This is a genomic window from Jejubacter calystegiae, assembly GCF_005671395.1.
Taxonomy (GTDB): Bacteria; Pseudomonadota; Gammaproteobacteria; order Enterobacterales; family Enterobacteriaceae; genus Jejubacter; species Jejubacter calystegiae.
Map to the genome: position 1 here is coordinate 3915378 of NZ_CP040428.1, position 17751 is coordinate 3933128.

The 17751-nt window shown below is 56.6% G+C and carries 22 protein-coding genes; 9 read left to right on the top strand and 13 right to left on the bottom strand.

Annotated features, from left to right (window positions below):
- Positions 1-12: 12 nt before the first annotated feature.
- Both FEM41_RS18025 and FEM41_RS18030 read right to left on the bottom strand, forming a co-directional pair.
- Positions 13-789 (bottom strand): MBL fold metallo-hydrolase, encoded by a 777-nt coding sequence (locus FEM41_RS18025; protein WP_138097565.1) that lies wholly within the window; start codon positions 787-789, stop codon positions 13-15.
- Positions 790-1016: 227 nt separating this feature from the next.
- Positions 1017-2048 carry an NADP-dependent oxidoreductase gene (locus FEM41_RS18030; protein WP_421804476.1) on the bottom strand — a complete coding sequence of 344 codons (1032 nt, stop codon included), beginning with the start codon at positions 2046-2048 and terminating at the stop codon, positions 1017-1019.
- A gap of 181 nt (positions 2049-2229) precedes the next feature.
- Here FEM41_RS18030 and FEM41_RS18035 point away from each other — a divergent pair, with 181 nt between their 5' ends.
- On the top strand, positions 2230-2757 hold the full coding sequence (locus FEM41_RS18035; RefSeq protein WP_138097567.1) for a GNAT family N-acetyltransferase: 528 nt from the start codon (positions 2230-2232) through the stop codon (positions 2755-2757).
- A gap of 39 nt (positions 2758-2796) precedes the next feature.
- On the opposite strand, the gene FEM41_RS18040 is transcribed toward FEM41_RS18035, so the two are convergent.
- The 3 genes from FEM41_RS18040 to FEM41_RS18050 form a co-directional block, all read right to left on the bottom strand.
- Positions 2797-3675, bottom strand: a complete 879-nt coding sequence (locus FEM41_RS18040; RefSeq protein WP_138097568.1) for an NAD(P)-dependent oxidoreductase — start codon at positions 3673-3675, stop codon at positions 2797-2799.
- Between the two features lie 17 nt (positions 3676-3692).
- Positions 3693-3938 (bottom strand): DUF2526 family protein, encoded by a 246-nt coding sequence (locus FEM41_RS18045; RefSeq protein WP_138097569.1) that lies wholly within the window; start codon positions 3936-3938, stop codon positions 3693-3695.
- A 146-nt stretch (positions 3939-4084) separates the two neighbouring features.
- The gene (locus FEM41_RS18050) at positions 4085-5014 is read right to left on the bottom strand and encodes a LysR family transcriptional regulator (protein ID WP_138097570.1); all 930 of its coding nucleotides are present in this window, start codon (positions 5012-5014) and stop codon (positions 4085-4087) included.
- A 96-nt stretch (positions 5015-5110) separates the two neighbouring features.
- Between FEM41_RS18050 and FEM41_RS18055 the strand changes: the two genes are divergently transcribed.
- The 5 genes from FEM41_RS18055 (at position 5111) to FEM41_RS18075 (ending at position 9033) form a co-directional block, all read left to right on the top strand.
- The gene (locus FEM41_RS18055) at positions 5111-5587 is read left to right on the top strand and encodes a GNAT family N-acetyltransferase (protein WP_138097571.1); all 477 of its coding nucleotides are present in this window, start codon (positions 5111-5113) and stop codon (positions 5585-5587) included.
- Positions 5588-5766: 179 nt separating this feature from the next.
- Complete coding sequence (locus FEM41_RS18060) at positions 5767-6243, top strand: cold-shock protein (RefSeq protein WP_138097572.1); 477 nt, start codon at positions 5767-5769, stop codon at positions 6241-6243.
- Between the two features lie 41 nt (positions 6244-6284).
- Positions 6285-6824, top strand: coding sequence for a DUF2058 domain-containing protein (locus tag FEM41_RS18065; RefSeq protein ID WP_138097573.1), 540 nt, complete (start codon positions 6285-6287; stop codon positions 6822-6824).
- A 128-nt stretch (positions 6825-6952) separates the two neighbouring features.
- Positions 6953-7495, top strand: coding sequence for a chorismate mutase (locus tag FEM41_RS18070; protein WP_138097574.1), 543 nt, complete (start codon positions 6953-6955; stop codon positions 7493-7495).
- A gap of 101 nt (positions 7496-7596) precedes the next feature.
- The gene (locus tag FEM41_RS18075) at positions 7597-9033 is read left to right on the top strand and encodes an aldehyde dehydrogenase (protein WP_241666653.1); all 1437 of its coding nucleotides are present in this window, start codon (positions 7597-7599) and stop codon (positions 9031-9033) included.
- A 51-nt stretch (positions 9034-9084) separates the two neighbouring features.
- Here the strand turns inward: FEM41_RS18075 and FEM41_RS18080 are convergent, their stop codons facing one another.
- Positions 9085-9642, bottom strand: a complete 558-nt coding sequence (locus FEM41_RS18080; RefSeq protein ID WP_138097576.1) for a nucleotidyltransferase family protein — start codon at positions 9640-9642, stop codon at positions 9085-9087.
- Positions 9643-9669: 27 nt separating this feature from the next.
- A complete protein-coding gene (locus FEM41_RS18085; protein WP_138097577.1) occupies positions 9670-10251 on the bottom strand; it encodes a TetR/AcrR family transcriptional regulator in 582 nt (193 codons plus the stop codon).
- A 143-nt stretch (positions 10252-10394) separates the two neighbouring features.
- Between FEM41_RS18085 and FEM41_RS18090 the strand changes: the two genes are divergently transcribed.
- Complete coding sequence (locus tag FEM41_RS18090) at positions 10395-11153, top strand: SDR family NAD(P)-dependent oxidoreductase (protein WP_138097578.1); 759 nt, start codon at positions 10395-10397, stop codon at positions 11151-11153.
- A 78-nt stretch (positions 11154-11231) separates the two neighbouring features.
- Here FEM41_RS18090 and copM read toward each other — a convergent pair whose 3' ends face one another.
- Positions 11232-11567 carry a CopM family metallochaperone gene (gene copM, locus FEM41_RS18095; RefSeq protein WP_138097579.1) on the bottom strand — a complete coding sequence of 112 codons (336 nt, stop codon included), beginning with the start codon at positions 11565-11567 and terminating at the stop codon, positions 11232-11234.
- A 141-nt stretch (positions 11568-11708) separates the two neighbouring features.
- Here copM and FEM41_RS18100 point away from each other — a divergent pair, with 141 nt between their 5' ends.
- Complete coding sequence (locus FEM41_RS18100; RefSeq protein ID WP_138097580.1) at positions 11709-12275, top strand: anti-virulence regulator CigR family protein; 567 nt, start codon at positions 11709-11711, stop codon at positions 12273-12275.
- On the opposite strand, the gene FEM41_RS24610 is transcribed toward FEM41_RS18100, so the two are convergent.
- Positions 12256-12405 (bottom strand): hypothetical protein, encoded by a 150-nt coding sequence (locus tag FEM41_RS24610; protein WP_168198823.1) that lies wholly within the window; start codon positions 12403-12405, stop codon positions 12256-12258. The genes FEM41_RS18100 and FEM41_RS24610 overlap by 20 nt on opposite strands.
- Positions 12406-12422: 17 nt before the next feature.
- On the opposite strand from FEM41_RS24610, the gene FEM41_RS18105 reads away from it, so the two are divergent.
- On the top strand, positions 12423-13961 hold the full coding sequence (locus tag FEM41_RS18105; RefSeq protein ID WP_138097581.1) for a methyl-accepting chemotaxis protein: 1539 nt from the start codon (positions 12423-12425) through the stop codon (positions 13959-13961).
- Between the two features lie 76 nt (positions 13962-14037).
- Here the strand turns inward: FEM41_RS18105 and benD are convergent, their stop codons facing one another.
- The 4 genes from benD to FEM41_RS18125 are packed head-to-tail and all read right to left on the bottom strand — an operon-like array spanning position 14038 to position 17718.
- Complete coding sequence (gene benD, locus FEM41_RS18110) at positions 14038-14811, bottom strand: benzoate diol dehydrogenase BenD (protein WP_138099251.1); 774 nt, start codon at positions 14809-14811, stop codon at positions 14038-14040.
- Positions 14812-14821: 10 nt separating this feature from the next.
- Entirely contained in the window at positions 14822-15838 is a 1017-nt protein-coding gene (gene benC, locus FEM41_RS18115; RefSeq protein ID WP_138097582.1) for a benzoate 1,2-dioxygenase electron transfer component BenC, read from the bottom strand.
- A 12-nt stretch (positions 15839-15850) separates the two neighbouring features.
- Positions 15851-16336 carry a benzoate 1,2-dioxygenase small subunit gene (gene benB / locus FEM41_RS18120; protein WP_421804477.1) on the bottom strand — a complete coding sequence of 162 codons (486 nt, stop codon included), beginning with the start codon at positions 16334-16336 and terminating at the stop codon, positions 15851-15853.
- Positions 16333-17718: a Rieske 2Fe-2S domain-containing protein gene (locus FEM41_RS18125; RefSeq protein WP_138097584.1), complete on the bottom strand. Its 1386-nt coding sequence runs from the start codon at positions 17716-17718 to the stop codon at positions 16333-16335. The genes benB and FEM41_RS18125 overlap by 4 nt, the downstream gene beginning before the upstream one ends.
- Positions 17719-17751: the final 33 nt, after the last annotated feature.

Genomic DNA, 17751 nt, shown 5'->3' on the forward strand with positions numbered 1-17751 from the left:
CCGTCATTCAATTCAATACACCAGAGATTCCCCATCCAACGGCGCACTAACAAAATTATCGATTTCATTAATTCGCGCATATTCCATTAAATCACTACGCGTCACCAGACAGTGATTAATGGCTTCCATATGGGTGGCGACAATTTGCGCCTGCGGCAGTATCAGATGTGCCTTAATCAGATCCTCTTTGCCAAAAATGATCGGTCCATAGTGAAGAATATGGGCCCAACCGGTATTCATTATCAGCACATCGGGTCGATGTTTTGTCAGATTATCTTCAACTGATGGCACCCAGATAGAATCGCCGATCAGATACAGCGTTTTTTCGTCCGGATGCTTAAACACCACGCCGCTGGCATCACCCAGCCGTGCCGCAATATCGGGGTTGGCATAGGCGGCATCGGTGCCGTGCTGGCAGACGGTTTTAATCAGCGCGATATCCCCGAACAGGGTCTGCTCCGTCAGCACCGTCAGCCTGGTGAATCCCTGGGAATGCAGTAGTTGCTCATCGCTGCCGTTCTGCACGAAGATCGGTTTGTCTTTGGGGATCTGCGCTACGGCAGCGTCATCCCAGTGATCCGGGTGGGTATGAGTCACGATAATGGCGTCAACATCCAGTAATGTGGCGATATCAAAAGGCAGTTCGACCATCGGCACCCGAATATCCGAACGCACACAGCCTTCATAGCCAGGGTAAGCGTCTTTCTCTGCCAGTAACGGATCGATAAGAAACTTTTTACCGGCATATTCGATAATCTGAGTAGCGTTACGTACCTGGGTAATTTTCATTGTCTGCTCCTGTCAGTTTTAGCTATAGCGGCTATGGGCTTTAGTATGCTACAGCCAGCAGATATCACTATTCGCCCAAAGGACAATCAGCGATTGTTTTGGGCCAAAACGACAGGAGTTTAAAGTCGCCTGCAAACAGACGGCTTTTGGCGGGATATTACTGTGGCGGAACCAGTACCAGAGGCAAAGAGAAAAACGGCGGACCGTAGCCCGCCGTAAATTATCGGTTAGTCATCTGCGCCGACGCGCACCACCACCTTACCGAAGTTTTTCCCTTCCAGCAGGTCGATCAACCCCTGGGGCGCCTGCTCCAGGCCTTCGATTACCATCTCGCGATAGTGGATCTTGCCTTGCTGAACCCAGGGGATCATATCGCGGCGGAACTCGTCAATCCGGTGCCCGTAGTCCTGACCGATAATAAAACCCTGCATCCGGATGCGCTTTTTCAGGATGGTGCCCATCAGTAGCGCCAGGCGATCCGGCCCCGGCGGCAGCTGGGTAGCGTTATAGCCGGAAACCAGGCCGCATACCGGAACACGGGCGCTGGTATTCAGCAGCGGTAACACCGCATCGAACACCTTACCGCCCACGTTTTCATAGTAGATATCGATACCCTGCGGACAGGCTTTGGCCAGCTGTTCGGCAAAATCCGGCGCGCGGTGATCCAGGCATTGATCGAACCCCAGAGTCTCCACCGCATAGCGGCATTTCTCTTCACCACCGGCCACGCCGACCACCCGGCACCCTTTCAGCTTACCGATCTGCCCCACGGTGGCCCCGACCGGGCCGGTAGCGGCGGCAACCACCAGGGTTTCCCCCGCCTTCGGCTGGCCGATATCCAGCAGCCCCATATAGGCGGTAAAGCCTGGCATCCCCAGTACGCCAAGGGCCCAGGAGGGATGCGACGGATTGTCGCCCAGCCCCACCAGTCCGCTACCGTCGGAGAGCTGATAATCCTGCCAGCCGCTGTAGCTGAGCACCCAGTCGCCGGCCTGATAGTCGGGATGATGTGACGTCACCACCCGGCAGACAGTACCGCCCGGCATCGGCTCGCCCAGTTGAACCGGCGGCGCGTAAGACGGTGCATCGCTCATTCGCCCACGCATATAGGGATCCAGCGACAGCCAGACGGTGCGCAGTAACACCTCACCCTGACCCGGCTCGGGAACAGGACCACGTTCCAGACGGAAATTCCCGGCGACCGGCGCCCCTTCAGGACGGGAAGCCAGTACCCAGCGGCGGTTCTCTTGTTGTGTCACGATTCACTCCTGTGCTGTTCAAACTCCCCCATAGCATAGCCCTTTGCGCCAGCGACTGGCGCCCTTCTTTATGTAATGCCCTGTTTCCGGGGGATGAATTTGTTATCCTCAGCCCTTGATTCACGGCGAGCTCCCTGTTATTCAGAAAGGGATAACAACTGATAAACGGACAGGGAACACCATGAATATTCGCCAGGCGCGGGTCGAGGACTGCGCCGCCATTGCCACTATTTATAACCATGCGGTACTGCATACCGATGCTATCTGGAATGAGCAAACCGTGGATGCCGATAACCGCATCGCCTGGCTGAACCAGCGCCAGCAGGTTGGCTACCCGGTGCTGGTGGCCTGCGAGGACAACGACGCGATAGCCGGGTATGCCTCCTGGGGAGACTGGCGCGCCTTTGAAGGCTTTCGCCATACCGTGGAGCATTCGGTTTATGTCCATCCCGACCATCAGGGCAAAGGTATTGCGCTCCGGCTGATGGAACAGCTGATCGCCGAGGCGCGTCATCAGGGCAAGCATGTGATGGTGGCCGGTATCGAGTCCCGTAATCGAGCGTCACTGCGGCTGCATGAAAAGCTGGGATTTCGGGTGACGGCACAGATGCCGCAGGTGGGTGCCAAATTTGGCCGCTGGCTGGATCTGACCTTTATGCAGCTGCAGCTCGACCAGCGTCCGCAGCCTGATACTCAGCAAGGCGCCTGATTTCAGGCGGTGCCCGTTCGGCGCACCGCCTTTTTACTATTACTTTTTCTGGCCGCTGCGCCGCGCGCTTACGGTCGCCAGCGCCGCCCAGTCCAGCTTTTCATCGCCGTGGGCCAGAGCATCCAGATAGCTGTCGCGCAGTACCCCGGCGATGCCCATGGGGACGTTACGGCTCTCTGCCGCCTGCTGGGCCAGCCGCACATCCTTCAGCCCCAGCTTCATGGTAAATCCGGCAGGCTGATACCTGTCTTCAGCGATCATCGCGCCGTAATTTTTATAGGCTGGCGCAGAGAATAGCGTGGAGGTCATCATGTTCAGAAATTCCCCCTTGCCCACGCCCCAGGCTTCCACCAGTGCGGCACTTTCGCCCATGGTTTCGATGGCGCTGGCCAGCATAAAGTTGGCCGCCAGCTTCACCGCCGCCGCCTGCTCCGGCAGCTCGCCAAAGCGCCAGGTCTGTTTGCCCAGCACATCGAACAGCGGCTGAACTTCGTCAAGGGTGGCCTCTTCGCCCGCAGCCAGAATATTCAACTGCCCTGCGGCCGCCACATCCACTCTGCCCAACACTGGCGCCGCCACATAGCGCAGCTGCCGATCGCTGCACAGCTGCGCCATGCGTTGGGTAAAAGCGACCGAAACGGTAGCCATATTGATCCAGACAGCGCCAGACTTCAGCGCCGCCAGCGCGCCGCTTTCCACCACCACGCTGTGGGTGACATCGTCATCCGCCAGCATCGAGATCAGCACGTCCGCTGTTCCCACATCGTCCGGCGCGCGGCAGGCCCTGGCGCCCCGGGCAACCGGCTCCTGAGTCGGTTCTTTAGAGCGATTCCATACCGCCAGTTCATGGCCTGCGGCCAGCAGATTCAACGCCATGGGCTGCCCCATGCCGCCCATACCGATAAAAGCAATGTGCATTGTTAATGCTCCTGAATTCAGAGAATAGTGCCGCCGCGGGTCAGGCGTGCGTTACGCTCTTCACTTTCCCGCTCCATATCTTCTTTGTGTTTGCGGCCATGGTGAGAGATGGCGATGCGCAGGCGCTGCTGCTGCTGATAACGATCGTCGCGCCCCAGTTCGCCGTCGTTGCTTAACGCAATCAGCAGCTCATTCATATGGGCGATGACCCCCTCTTCGATCGCCGCATCAACGCGGGTGGAAATTTCATCCAGATGGGACATATCGCCTCCTCTTTTCAGTCTGTTAACGCCGCCCCCTGCTCAGACGACAGCGTTATCAGTTTATCACTGATTGTCAGTGGGATGCGGATATTGAGGCGGTCAGGGTAACGAGTGGCGGAAAGTTGGGCGATGTCAGATTCACGGATTCATTCACCTGCTAATTCATTCGCCATTTGTTGCAATTCGTTTTTCAGCCAGTGGGTTGCGCCACGTTTGCCGCTGCGTTTATGGGTGTAAATCTTCACGTCAAAAGGCGGTACATAAAACGGTAATTCAAAGATTTTAATTCGCGTCGTACGGGCAAACTTTTCGGCAGCGCTACGAGGAATCGCCATCAACATATCGGATTCCTCAATAATAAAGGGGGCACTCAGCATTGATGGGGTTTTAACGGTAACCTGCCGGGTATGCCCCATGCGTTCAAGCGCCAGATCGAGAACGCCGTACGCCTCATTCCATGGGGTCACCACCAGATGCCTGGCCGCCAGATAATCCTTCAACGTTAAATGCGAGCGCTGCATATGGCTGATAACCACGTAGTCGTCTCTTTGCCAGCAGATAGCGTCCAGATCCGGGTGCTCCGTTTCATCCCGGGCGCTGAATCCTAACGCCAGATCGACATCTCCCGCCAGCAGTTCCGTTAATGCCGGACTGTGTGGCAAATAACGCAATTCAAAACTAAGACCCGGCGCCCTGTGTTGCACTCTGTTCATCAACGCAGGGAAGATGCAAAAAGCGGTAAAGTCCGTGATGGCAATCTGTAAACAGTCGCTGCTAACGGCGGGGAAAAAATCGGGTTGTGGAATCAGCTCCTGGTTTAAAAAGGCTAATGCAGAAGCGATGGAGGGGGCTATCTGCGTTGCGTACACGCTGGGGCACATTCGATGGCCTTCCCGATAAAAGAGCGGATCGTTTAGCGCAATCCGCAAGCGAGACAGCGCATGACTCAAAGCGGACGTGCTCATAATCAACTCTTCTGCCGCCATCCGGACTGAGCGGTGGCGATAGATAGCGTCAAATGCCGGTAACAGGTTCAGATCGATGCGCCGCAGGGCTGGATGCATGGTATTCATCATTATGTGATTTCATTGCACTTAATTCTTTTAACAATACTGATTATGCTGTCAGCAGACAATCTCAACGTCCACACGACATAAACGGCAGGAAAAACAATGAGTATGATTATTCGCCAGGCGACCCCGAACGACACCCAGGCCATCTACGACATGATTTATGAACTGGCGATTTACGAAAAAGCCCCTGAAGAGGTCGTAACCACCCCTGATGAGATCAAAACTTCGCTGTTTGGCGCAGACAGCAAAACCGAAGCGTTGATCTGCGAAATAGCGGGTAAAGCGGTGGGTTACGCCGTCTTTTTTACCAGTTATTCCACCTGGCTTGGCCGTAACGGCATTTATATGGAAGATCTCTATGTGTCACCCGCCTTTCGCGGCAACGGCGCCGGTAAAGCGTTAATGAAAACCATTGCCCGATATGCCGTAGCCAGACAGTGTGGCCGCCTGGAATGGAGCGTGCTGGACTGGAATCAACCCGCCATCGACTTCTACCTGAGTATCGGCGCCCTCCCACAGAGTGAGTGGGTACGCTATCGCCTGTCCGGAGATGCGCTTATCAACTTTGCGGAATAAGTCCCGACCTCATAGCAGACTGTGGCGCTGTGTGCCATAGTCTGCCGCGCTAACCCCCCCTCCTTTCCAACGTCCCTTCTCAGGACTCACACCAAATAAGCCATAGTCTGCGCCAGCATTGTGCATTACACTTTGCGCTGCAAAACTGAGTAGATAAACGATTAAGCAGGTAACAGGCAATGAAAGGAACGATCACAACGTGGTTTCAGGATAAAGGTTTTGGCTTTATCAAAGATGAAAATGGCGAAAACCGCTATTTTCACGTGATTAAGGTCGCCAATCCTGAGTTAATAAAGAAAGATGCTGCGGTGACGTTTGAGCCCACCACCAACAACAAAGGGTTGTCCGCCTATGCGGTGAAGGTGGTGCCGGAGAGCAAATACCTCTATATCGCGGGTGAGCGCCTGAAGCTCACGTCGATCAAATCTTACCTGGTGTACAGCGAAGAGGTGCCTGCCGATACCCGCATTGATAAAGAGAACGCGGTGCTGTCCGTAGGGGCGCTGATGAACAGTATCAAACCGAAGTCTGACATAAAGCCCGGTGATATGCGTTCCCTGAAGAAACTGGCGATTACCACCTTCCAGGGAACGATTTTGATCTTCTCGGAAGACGAGATCGACATAGACGCCACCGTGAAGCTGCTCAAGGTCTGATACCCTTACGTCAGAGATTATCAACAGATTTGGAAACCAGGATGACAAAACTCACCCTACAGGAGCAGATGCTCAAAGCAGGACTCGTGACCAGCAAAAAAATGGCCAAGGTCCAGAAAACCGCCAAAAAATCACGCGTTCAGGCCCGCGAGGCAAGAGCGGCGGTAGAAGAGAACAAAAAAGCGCAGCTTGAGCGCGACAGACAGCTAAGCGAACAGCAAAAGCAGGCGGCTTTGTCGAAAGAGTATAAAGCTCAGGTAAAACAGTTGATTGAAATGAATCGAATCTCCATTTCAAAAGGCGATATCAGCTTTAACTTCACCGACAATAACCTTATTAAAAAAATTGACGTGGATAAGCTGACACAGACGCAGCTTATCAACGGCCGTCTCGCCATTGCCCGCCTGACTATCGATGGCAAGGATGAGTGCGAATACGCGATTATCCCCGCCAGCGTCGCCGATAAAATCGCCCAGCGCGATGCCAGCAGCATTGTATTAAATAGCGCGCTGAGCCAGGAAGAGCAGGATGAAGACGATCCTTATGCCGACTTTAAAGTGCCGGATGATTTGATGTGGTGATACGTCCTTATGCATACAGATTCAGGGCTGCGAAAGCAGCCCTGGTAAACCATCCTGGTGAAACGTCCTTTCTTGCCTTCGATCATTGTCCCTGAAGCGCGATCAATATGATTTCCCACAGGAGCCCTATGTTTCTGACCAGACTCACCCCATCACTGATTCTGCTGACGGTCACCGCCCTTCCCCTTAGCGCGATGGCAGATGCCTCTGTCGCTGCGTTAATTAACGACAGGCTCTCTTTTATGAAGGATGTAGCGGGTGATAAGGCCCGGCATCATCTGGCGATTGAAGACCTGGCCCAGGAAAAGCGGGTACTGGAAAAGTCGGTGGCCGATGCACGCACTATGGGGCTGGATGGCGCCAGCGTGGAGACCTTTATTCAGGCCCAGATGGATGCCGCCAAAGCGATTCAGTATCGCTATCGCGCCGACTGGCTGGCGGCCCCGGAAAGCGGCTGGTCACCGCGACCGTTAGCGGAAATCAGGGAAAAAATCGCGCAGTTAAGCCAGCGTATTCTGGCCCAAACCGCCGAACGGCTGAAATCCGGGCAGCCCCTGGGCGATGCTGAAAAAACGCAGTTTATCCATACCCTTGCCCAGAAAAACCTGAGCGAAAACGATAAGCAGCGACTGTGGCAGACGCTAAAACAGGTGCGGCTCGCCAGCCAATAGCACAAGACAGCGCCCCGTCAGTTCGCTACGCTATGCCTTATATAAAAGCAACATTTTAATAACATATAAGGTCTACGATGAACGCTCCCCTCACCCCTTCAATGTTGATTAACGGCGTTTCGCTTCCTCCGGATGCGGGCGCCCGCTTCGAACGCCGCAACCCTATTGATGATGCTCTGGCCACCCTGGCACCGGCCGCCACGCTGGAACAGGCGCAGGATGCCGTCCGGGCGGCGGCCACGGTTTTTGAAAGCTGGCGCAACAGCGGCCCAGGCCTGCGGCGCGACCTGCTGCTGCGTGCCGCCGATGCCCTGCAGTCGCGGGAAGCGGAATTCGCCGCCGCCATGGCTGCCGAAACCGGTGCTTCCGCTCACTGGGCGGGTTTTAACGTGCAGCTCGGAGCCGGGATTCTGCGTGAAGCGGCAGCGCTCACCAGCCAGATAAACGGCTCGGTCATTCCTTCGGATGTGCCGGGAAATCTGGCGCTGGCGGTGCGTCAGCCCGCTGGCGTGGTGCTGGGCATCGCCCCCTGGAACGCACCCGTGATCCTCGGGGTGCGCGCTATCGCCACCCCGCTGGCCTGCGGCAACAGCGTTGTTTTTAAAGGATCTGAACTGTGCCCGGCAACCCATGCGCTGATCGCCACCGCGTTGAACGACGCCGGTTTTCCGCCTGGAGTCGTGAACTTCATCACTAATGCGCCACAGGATGCCGCGCAGATTGTCGAAACGCTGATCGCTCACCCGGCGGTTCGGCGGGTCAACTTTACCGGTTCAACCCACGTCGGGCGGATTATTGCCGAAACCTGCGGCCGCTATCTGAAACCCGCTGTGCTGGAACTGGGCGGTAAAGCGCCGCTGCTGGTGCTGGACGATGCCGATATCGAACACGCCGTGGCCTGCGCCGCCTTTGGCGCTTTCGCCAATTCAGGGCAGATCTGCATGTCCACCGAACGCATTATCGTCGACCAGCGCATTGCCGGGAGCTTTGTGGAACAGTTTGCCGCGAAGGCTGAAAGTCTGCCTCTGGGCGATCCGCGCCTGGGGCCGTCCGTGCTAGGAGCCATTGCCGACAGCCGGGCGCTGGAACGCTGTAATCAGCTTATTGACGATGCCGTCGCCCACGGTGCCAGACTGGTGACCGGGGGCCGCTCGCAAAGTCCGCTGATGCCCGCCACGGTGCTGGACGGAATTACCCCACAGATGCGGCTGTACCATGAAGAGTCATTCGGTCCGGTGAAAGGAATTATCCACGTCGACGGCGAAGAGCAAGCCATCGCCTGCGCCAACGACAGCCCTTACGGCCTGTCCGCCGCCGTGTTCAGCCGCGACAGCGCCCGGGCCTGGCGGGTGGCCCAGCGTCTGCACACCGGCATCTGTCATATCAACGGCCCCACGGTGCACGACGAAGCGCAAATGCCGTTCGGCGGCGTGAAGGATTCCGGCTACGGCCGCTTTGGCGGTCAGGCCGGGATCGACGAATTTACCGATCTGCGCTGGATAACCCTGCAAACCACGGCCCGTCAGCTCCCGTTCTGAGTATATGTACAGGTGGAAGCCCGGGGGGCGCTCCCGGGCGAAAGCATTGGTTCAGGGAGCGATAAGCTGCAACAGGGGATAGCGTTCTAACCACCGTTTTGAGACTAAGCGATGCCTGAAAATAGCGAACTTTTCCCGTTCGAATTGCCGCGTTGGCCTGAGTCGCAGTTCGAACAGATCGTCAAGGCCCCAGGGCGCAATAATCTCAATAAGGCCCGTATCCCTTATTCTGACGGCCACAGCCGTAGCGGTCTCTGGCCAGTATCGCAGCGCATTCTCTGTTGAAAGATAAGGAGCATGCTCGTTACGCTGATGCATTCTGGCCTGATTCTTCACCGACCAGTTGAACGAAGAATGCTGCTGGCTAAGTCTCTCTTCCAGGTCGCGATCCTGAGCGGAGTCGCAGCATTCAGCGTCAAACCAGACCACGTCCACATCGCCAGTGACGGGCCTTTGCCCATACCCATGTAAGTAATCCCATACGGCATCCCGCACAAAACCGGCACCGATCCAACCATCGCAGAGTTGTAAAGCCCGAACCGCGTAAAGGGCCTTCATCCGTAGAGGATCGTTTAACAATAATCGCTGCAGTGTTTTTTGATATTTCATAGAAGAGCGCTCTTTCCTGCCCCCCACTCAGGATGGCCAGCCTGCCAGCACCTGATTGATTATCGCCTCCAGCTTGTCACGCCCCACCCCCGCCTTTGCCTGGATAGCCATTCCATTGAGTACGGTACACATATATGCGGCTAAGGCTGCGCAGTCGGCAGTCTGAGGCAAGTCGCCTTCGGCTTTAGCCTTTTCAAATCTTTCACACAGCTGTGCTTCTCCAGCTTCACGCGCTGCTATCAACGCTTTTTGTACCGGCTTTGCAACGTCAGAACAGGCCAGCGCACCGTTGATTCCCAGGCAGCCAGTATGTTCCGGATAGCGGGTATGCAAATCCGCGGCGGCGCGCAGCATATACGCCGCTACCGCTTTTGCGGTTGGCTGCGTCAGCGCTACCGGAAAGAAATCCAGGTAATGCGAGTGATAATGCTCCAGCGCACGCAGAAACAGCGCTTCCTTATTGCCAAAAGCGGAATAAAGCGCAGGACGCTCCACGCCGGTCGCTCTGGTTAAATCAGAATACGAGGTCCCCTCATACCCTTTGTTCCAGAAAACACCAAGCGCCGCATCCAGCGCCTCTACCACATCAAATTCGCGATTGCGTCCCATCACATGACCCCGTTATTTCATAACGACCGATATTAAATCGCTTGACGGGATAAGTCTAATTTCATAACGTCCATTACGATATTGACACAATGAAAGGTTCCAGGTCCCACAACGGGGTCAATCATGAATGGAAGGAATGTGTTATGCAGAAATCATTAGCAGGTAAAGTGGCACTGGTCACAGGTGGGTCGCGCGGGCTTGGCGCTGTTATCGCCGAGCAATTTGCCGATCAGGGCGCGGATGTGGTGATTACTTATGTCGCATCTGGTGAAAAAGCGGAGGCCGTGGCAGAGAAACTGCGAGCAAAGGGCGTACGGGCGTTGGCTATTCAGAGCGATCAGGCTGATACCTCTACCGCTCAACCTCTGATTCAGGAAGTGCTTTCACAGTTCGGTAAGCTGGATATTCTGGTGAATAACGCGGCCATCGCGGTCCAGGGCAAAACGGTGGACGACCCTCAGCTTGATACCCTTAATCTTGATCGCCAGTGGCAAACCAACGTTATGGGACCGGTGGGAATTACCCGCGCCGCTGCGCAGGTTCTGTCTGCGGGAGGCCGGATAATCTTCATTGGCTCCCTGATGGGCGGCCATGTTCCCTTCGCGGGCGCCGCCGACTATGCGGGAACGAAGGCGGCCATCGTAGGCTATGCCAAAGGCGTGGCTCGGGATCTTGGCGAAAAGAATATCACGGTAAACGTTATCCAGCCTGGCGTAATGCCAACAGAGATGTCGCGTGAAGCGTTAGGCGAATCGGTTCCGGAATCACTGATGGATCTTCACCCTATTCGCCGCATAGCTACTCTGGAAGAGGTCGCCGCAATGGTGACTTTCCTGGCAGGCCCGCAAGGGGGATATATTACAGGTAGCGCTATTGATATCGCCGGCGGATTAAGTATCTGATGCCGTAGCTAAGCCGGAGAAATCCGGCTTAGCGTTTCAGACTAACAACGCTGGCATCCTCCCCTTCCCTCCATCAAACTACTTAGCCGGGTGCGCCTTCATCTGATTAATTTCCTGCTGCTGGGCGGCAATCACACTTTCCGCCAGGCGACGCATTTCCGGATCCTTACCGTATTTCAACTGGGTCTGGGCCATCTCTACCGCACCGATATGGTGGGCCAGCATACCACGGGCAAATGCCCGATCCGGATCCTGCTCGTTCATGGCCGCCATCATCTCATCGTGCATGCGCGACATTTGTTGGTGATACTCCTGATTCATTGGACTGGCGTGCTGTTCCTGCGCTTGTGCGCTTAATACCATACAGGGGAGCGCCAGCGCGCCGCCGAGCAGAAGACAAAGTGGCAATCTCATCCCGATCTCCTTAGTTTCATCTCACGATTGATGCCAGTAAGTCTGGCACGTACGCCGCAATAAACCAGGAAAAAGCCCATGGTTTATGGCGTAAATTATGCTTGAATAGTTGTGATACCGACTCTGTAAGGAAAACCACAGATGAACATTCGTCGTCAATCCGCTCTCGCCATTATTCTGGCCAGCTGCTTCGCCATGCTTTCCGCCCCAACCCTTGCTAACCCCGGTAACGGCAATGGAAACGGTAATGGGAAAGGCAATGGTAATTCGGCCTTCCACGGCAATAAAGGTAACGGCAACCCGGGCAAAGGAAATAACGGCAACCACGGTAATAAAGGCAATAACGGTAAAGGCAATAGCGACAAAGGCTATGACAACCGCGGTGATGATTACGGTGGCCACGGCTCCCGCAAGCGCGGCTACCATCCGGATAATATTTCGCTGGATATCAGCATTCCGGACCTGCGTCGTCTGGCGGTCAACCACGGGCTGACCGGTTACCGTTCCCTGCCGCCGGGCATCGCCAAAAACCTGGCCCGTGGCAAACCGCTGCCTCCCGGCATCGCTAAAAAAGCCGTTCCGGGCGGGATGTTGCGCGATCTCCCATACTATCCCGGCTATGAGTGGCAGATTGCCGGCAACGATCTGGTGCTAATCGCCGCCAGTACCGCCCTGGTCACCGCAGTGATTAACGGCGTTTTTGATTGATCACTTTTGAGCCAGCTTCCCGCTGGCTCAGATTTTTCCCCGCATTTTTTTTATCATCTCCTCTAAACCTCTGCATCAGCACGCCGATAACTTCGTGGATAAAACGATTTTTATGATGTGCACTTTTCATTGATGCAAGGATCTCTCATGTCTGTAAAGCGTCTTTTGCTTATCGCTTTTTCACTGTTACTGCTGTTGTTCCTGATTGGTACCGCGCTCTCAACCCTGTCGCTAATACGCAGTAACAAGGCGCTGGATAGCGTTAACCGCGAGATCCGTGTCGCACTGTCGATTATCGATCCTATTAACCACAGCCGTACTATGCGGGTGCACATTAACGAGTCGCTATTGCAGGCCGAACGCGCGAATCCGCAAGGTGCCAGCGCGGCGGTAGCAGCGGCGCAGACTGCGCTAAACAAAGGCGAAGCGGCATTTAATACCTATATGGGGCTTCCCAAACAGGCGGATGAGCAGACGCTGGCTAATCGCTATCGCGACGCCTGGCAACGCTACCATCAGCAGGGGCTGGAGCCCTTAATGGACGCAGCCCGCCAGGGCGATGCCCTGCGCACCGCGCATCTGGCCGCCAACACCCTTCCCCAACTGGATAGCGAATTTGAACAGACGCTGGATAAACTGTTGGCCTTTCACGAAAACTATGCCAGCCACCTGAATCAGGAGGCTAAAGGCCGCTTTACCTCCGGCCTGATTTCCATCACGGTAGATACGGCCCTGTTCCTGCTGGTGCTGTTGATGCTGTTCCTGCAAATCAAGCGCCGCATTATCGCGCCACTGGGTGAGGCTCAGGCCAGGTGCGATGAAATGGCGCGTGGCTGTCTGGATCAAGTCATTATTGCCACCGGCCGTGATGAAACCAGCGAGATGCTGCGGGCGCTGGAGCGTATGCGTCAGTCGCTGGCGCAGATTATTAGCGAAGTTCGTTCCACCGGCGATATCGTTGCCCATACCGCAGACGAAATCGCCACCGGCAATGACGATCTGTCGAGTCGCACCGAACAGCAGGCCGCCTCTCTGAGCCAGACCGCGGCCAGCATGGAACAGTTAACCGCCACCGTGCGTCAGACCTCCGATAACGCCCGTCAGGCCAGCAACCTGGCGGAAGAGATGCGCAACGCCGCCCGCGATGGCGACGCCATTGTCGGCGAAGTGGTGATCTCAATGCGCCATATCGAAACCGGTTCTGCGAAAATAGACAGCATTATCGGCATTATTGAAGATATTGCGTTCCAGACCAATATTCTGGCGCTTAACGCCGCAGTGGAAGCGGCCCGGGCCGGTGAGCAGGGGCGCGGCTTCGCGGTGGTCGCCAGCGAAGTACGCAGTCTGGCCCAGCGATCTTCGGTGGCCGCGAAAGAGATTAAAACGCTGATCGAGCAGTCCGGCGAGCAGATCGCCTGCGGCAGCGGCCAGGTCAGTCGCGCCGGTGAAAGCATGACGCGAATCCTGAAAGCGGTGCAGCAGGTTAGCGATCTGATGGATGAGATTGCTATGTCCACCAGCGAGCAGAGCCGCGGCATCGATCAGATAAACCTGGCGGTCAGTCAGATGGATTCCGTCACCCAGCAGAATGCGGTGCTGGTTGAAGAGATATCGGCCACTACCCGGACGCTGACCACCAGGGCCCGGGAACTGAAACACAGCGTGACGCAGTTCCAGCTCGGTTGATAACCATAAAGAGGGAAAACCACGTTTTTCCCTCTTTGTCATCAACCTGAGGGCGACACGCCGTCGCCCTCTCCCGTTACCCCAAATCCCCTCCCGCCACGGGCAGCACGGTGCCGGTAATATAGCTGGCATCGTCGCTGGCCAGAAACAGAATGGCGCTGGCCTGCTCGCGCAGCGTACCGTAGCGATGCATCAGGCTACTATCGGTGGTCTGCTCCACCACCTGCTGATACCACGCCTGCTCCCGGGCGTCCGGCGTTTCCTGATTACGCGGCGTCAGGCGCGGCGGCGCTTCGGTTCCCCCTGGCGCCGTGGCATTAATGCGGATACCGCTGCCGCTGTACTCCATCGCCAGCGACTGCGTAATGGCATTCACGCCCCCTTTAGCCGCCGAATAAGGCACCCGGTTCACGCCACGGGTTGCCACCGACGAGACATTGACAATGGCGCCGCCGCCCCGGGCCAGCATAAAGGGCAGTACCGCCCGACAGCCCCACAGGGTGGGAAACAGCGAGCGGCGAATTTCCGCTTCTATCTGCTGTGGCTCATATTCGGCAAAAGGTCGGGCCCAGATGGTACCCCCCACATTGTTGATCAACACATCGATAGCGCCGAAATGGCCGTGGGCCCGGGAGATAGCCTGCCGGGTGCTTTCCCACTGTTCCAGATCCGCCTCCAGCGCCAGCACCGGACAACCCCGCTCCGCCAGTTGCGCCGCCAGTTCGTGTACAAAACGCGCCCGGTCGATCAAGACCAGGCTCGCCCCTTCCCGGGCCGCCTGCTCCGCCACCTGGCGGCCAATACCCTGGGCCGCACCGGTAATCACCACTACTTTATCCTGAAATCGCATCATTCATTCCTCAGGCCGCCGCGCTCTGGCTCGGGGCGAATTTTTCATAATGGAAGCCGACCGGCGTGATGCCGCGCTCGCGCAGGTTGCCCAGCACCGCATCGACCATCGGCGGTGGTCCGCACAGATAGATATCCACTTCGCCGTCGTTCAGCAACTCATCGCTGAAGTGGTCGGTGACAAAGCCCTTTTGCGGGCAGCTGGATTTGTCATCCGCCACCACCGGCAGCCAGCGGAAGCCGGAAATCTGCTGCGCCAGCGCATCGAGTTCATCGCTCAGAACCAGATCCTCGTCGCGGGTCACGCCGTACAGCAGCGTCACCGGCCAACAGACCTCGGCGCTCGCCAGTTGGCGCAGCATTGAAAGCAGCGGCGCCAGCCCGGTGCCCCCCGCCAGCATCAGCGTCGGGCGCTGGAGCGGGCGCAGCCAGAAGCTGCCCATCGGGCCGGTCAGACTCAGGCCCTGGCCCGGCGTCGCCCTGCCCGTCAGCCAGCCGCTCATCAACCCGCCGGGCACGTTACGGATCAAAAAGCTGACCCGGGTATCGCCGGGACGCGAACTGAAAGAGTAAGCCCGCTGGTGCGGACCGCCCGGCACCTGAATATTGACGTACTGCCCCGGCAGAAAATCAATGCCCTGAGCCAGTTCCAGCTCCAGTTCAATGGCGCTGGGCGACAGCGATTCGCAGCGTATGACCTTCGCTTCGTGGCTGCTAATGGCGGTCTTACAGGCCGATGCCACCCCAGGCACGTCGATCACGCAGTCCGATGACGGCACCATCTGGCAGGTCAGCACCTGGCGCTGTTCGGCTTCGTCGTCTGACAGCGCTTCGTCGATAAAGTCATCTCCCAGGTCGTAGTCCCCACTGGCGCAGCGGCACTTGCAGGTGCCGCACACCCCGTCGGAACAGTCCATCGGCAGGTTAACCTTCTGGCGGTAAGCGGCATCCAGCACGGTTTCCCCCGGATTGCAGCGGATAAAACGCGTGACGCCATCTTCAAAATTCAGGGCGATGTTATAGCTCATGGTTCACCTCGCTTACACATGGTAGATATCAATGACCTGGCGGATGTAGTCATTGTTAAGCTGAATGGTTTTACGGGTGATCCACGGGCGTCCGCCCTCGCCCTGTTCCAGGGTGCAGAAGGTGGTGCCGAAGTAGACATCCGTCTCTTTATAGCGGTGGCTGTAGGTGGCCCAGTTGTAGCGCACATCCACGCTGGCGCCGTTATCGGCCAGGATCGCCACATTGCTAATCATATGGGTGGTGCGCGGCTCCGGGGTGCTGGCGCCGGAACGCTCGGTCTTAATGCGATACACCCGGTCTTCCAGCCCTTCGCGATTCGGGTAGTAGATGAGCGAGATCTGACTGTGAGGATCTGTCGTGAGCCGATCGTCATCGCCCCAGGCTGGCATCCAGTAGACAACGTGCGGGCTGTAGCAGCTTATCCATTCATCCCACTGGCGGTCATCCAGCAGGCTGGCTTCAAAATAGAGGAACTGGCGAATGTCACTGAGCGTCATGATGCCACCTCCACGCGCTGGGTAATGGTGGCGTCATAGCGCTGTTGTTCTTTATCCAGCGCCGCCAGCATGGTGGTTTGCCAGTGGTGATGGTGTGAGATATACAGCGCCTCGTCCTCAGGCTTGATGCCGCTCAGGGTCGGAGTGTAGCCCGAAGCGGTGGCGTGTTCGTCCGGGCCATCTACCCAGTGCACCGCGCCGCGGCTCAGATCGCTCCAGGGCAGCAGTTGTCCGTGATAGCCGTTCTGGCAGGCCCGGAACTCTTCCAGATCGTCCGGCGTGCCCATACCGCTGACGTTAAAGAAATCCTCATACTGACGAATGCGGGTGGCGCGGGTTTCCGCCGGCTCCCCTTTCGGCCCGAAGCACCAGATGGTGACTTCGGTGCGGTCCACCGAAAGCGGGCGCACCACGCGAATCTGGGTAGAGAACTGATCCATCAGATAGACATTGGGATACAGGCACAGATTGCGAGTTTCATTGACCATCAGGTCGGCGCGGACTTCACCAAATTCCGCCGCCAGACGCTCGCGCTGTTCCCAGATGGGGCGCACATCGGGGTTTAGCGCCCGGGTCCACAGCAGCATATGGCCGTTTTCAAACCCGTAGCCGCCCCCCAGGCTTTTCGACCAGCCGTTGGCATCTACCGCCCGGGTGCCTTCCGCCTCGTAGTTGCGGCGCGACATGGTAGAGGCATAGTTCCAGTGCACTACGCTGACGTGATAGCCGTCGGCGCCGTTTTCCGCCCCCAGTTTCCAGTTGCCTTCATAGATGTAGCTGGATGAGCCCTGTAGCACCTCCAGCCCTTCGGGGGCCGGATCGACGATCAGATCGATTACCTTACGGGTTTCTCCCAGATACTCTTCCAGCGCTATCACGTCGTCGCTCAGGCTGCCAAACAGGAAACCGCGATAGTTTTCAAAACGCGGCAGCGCCTTGAGGTCGTGAGATCCATCCTGTTTAAAGCCCGGCGGATAGCCGCCGCTCTTTTCATCTTTGGCCTTTAATAATTTACCGTTATTGCTGAAGGTCCAGCCGTGGAACGGGCAGGTAAATGAGCCCTTATTGCCCGACTTGCGGCGGCACAGCATGGCGCCGCGGTGAGCGCAGCTATTAATCAGGGCATGCAGTTCGCCCTGTTTGTCACGGGTAATAATCACCGGCTGGCGCCCCAGGGTCAGGGTAAAATAATCGCCGGGTTGGCTAATTTGACTTTCATGAGCCAGAAATACCCAGTTGCCTTCAAAGATATGTTTCATTTCCAGCTCAAACAGTTCTTCGTCGGTAAATATATTACGCTGACAGCGGTAAATATCATTCTGGCGGTCAACAATCAGCGCATCGCTGATTTTTTGTTTTAATCTGGCAAGTTTTTGTTGCATAGCAGGATCTCCCGATAATCAATCCAGGATAAG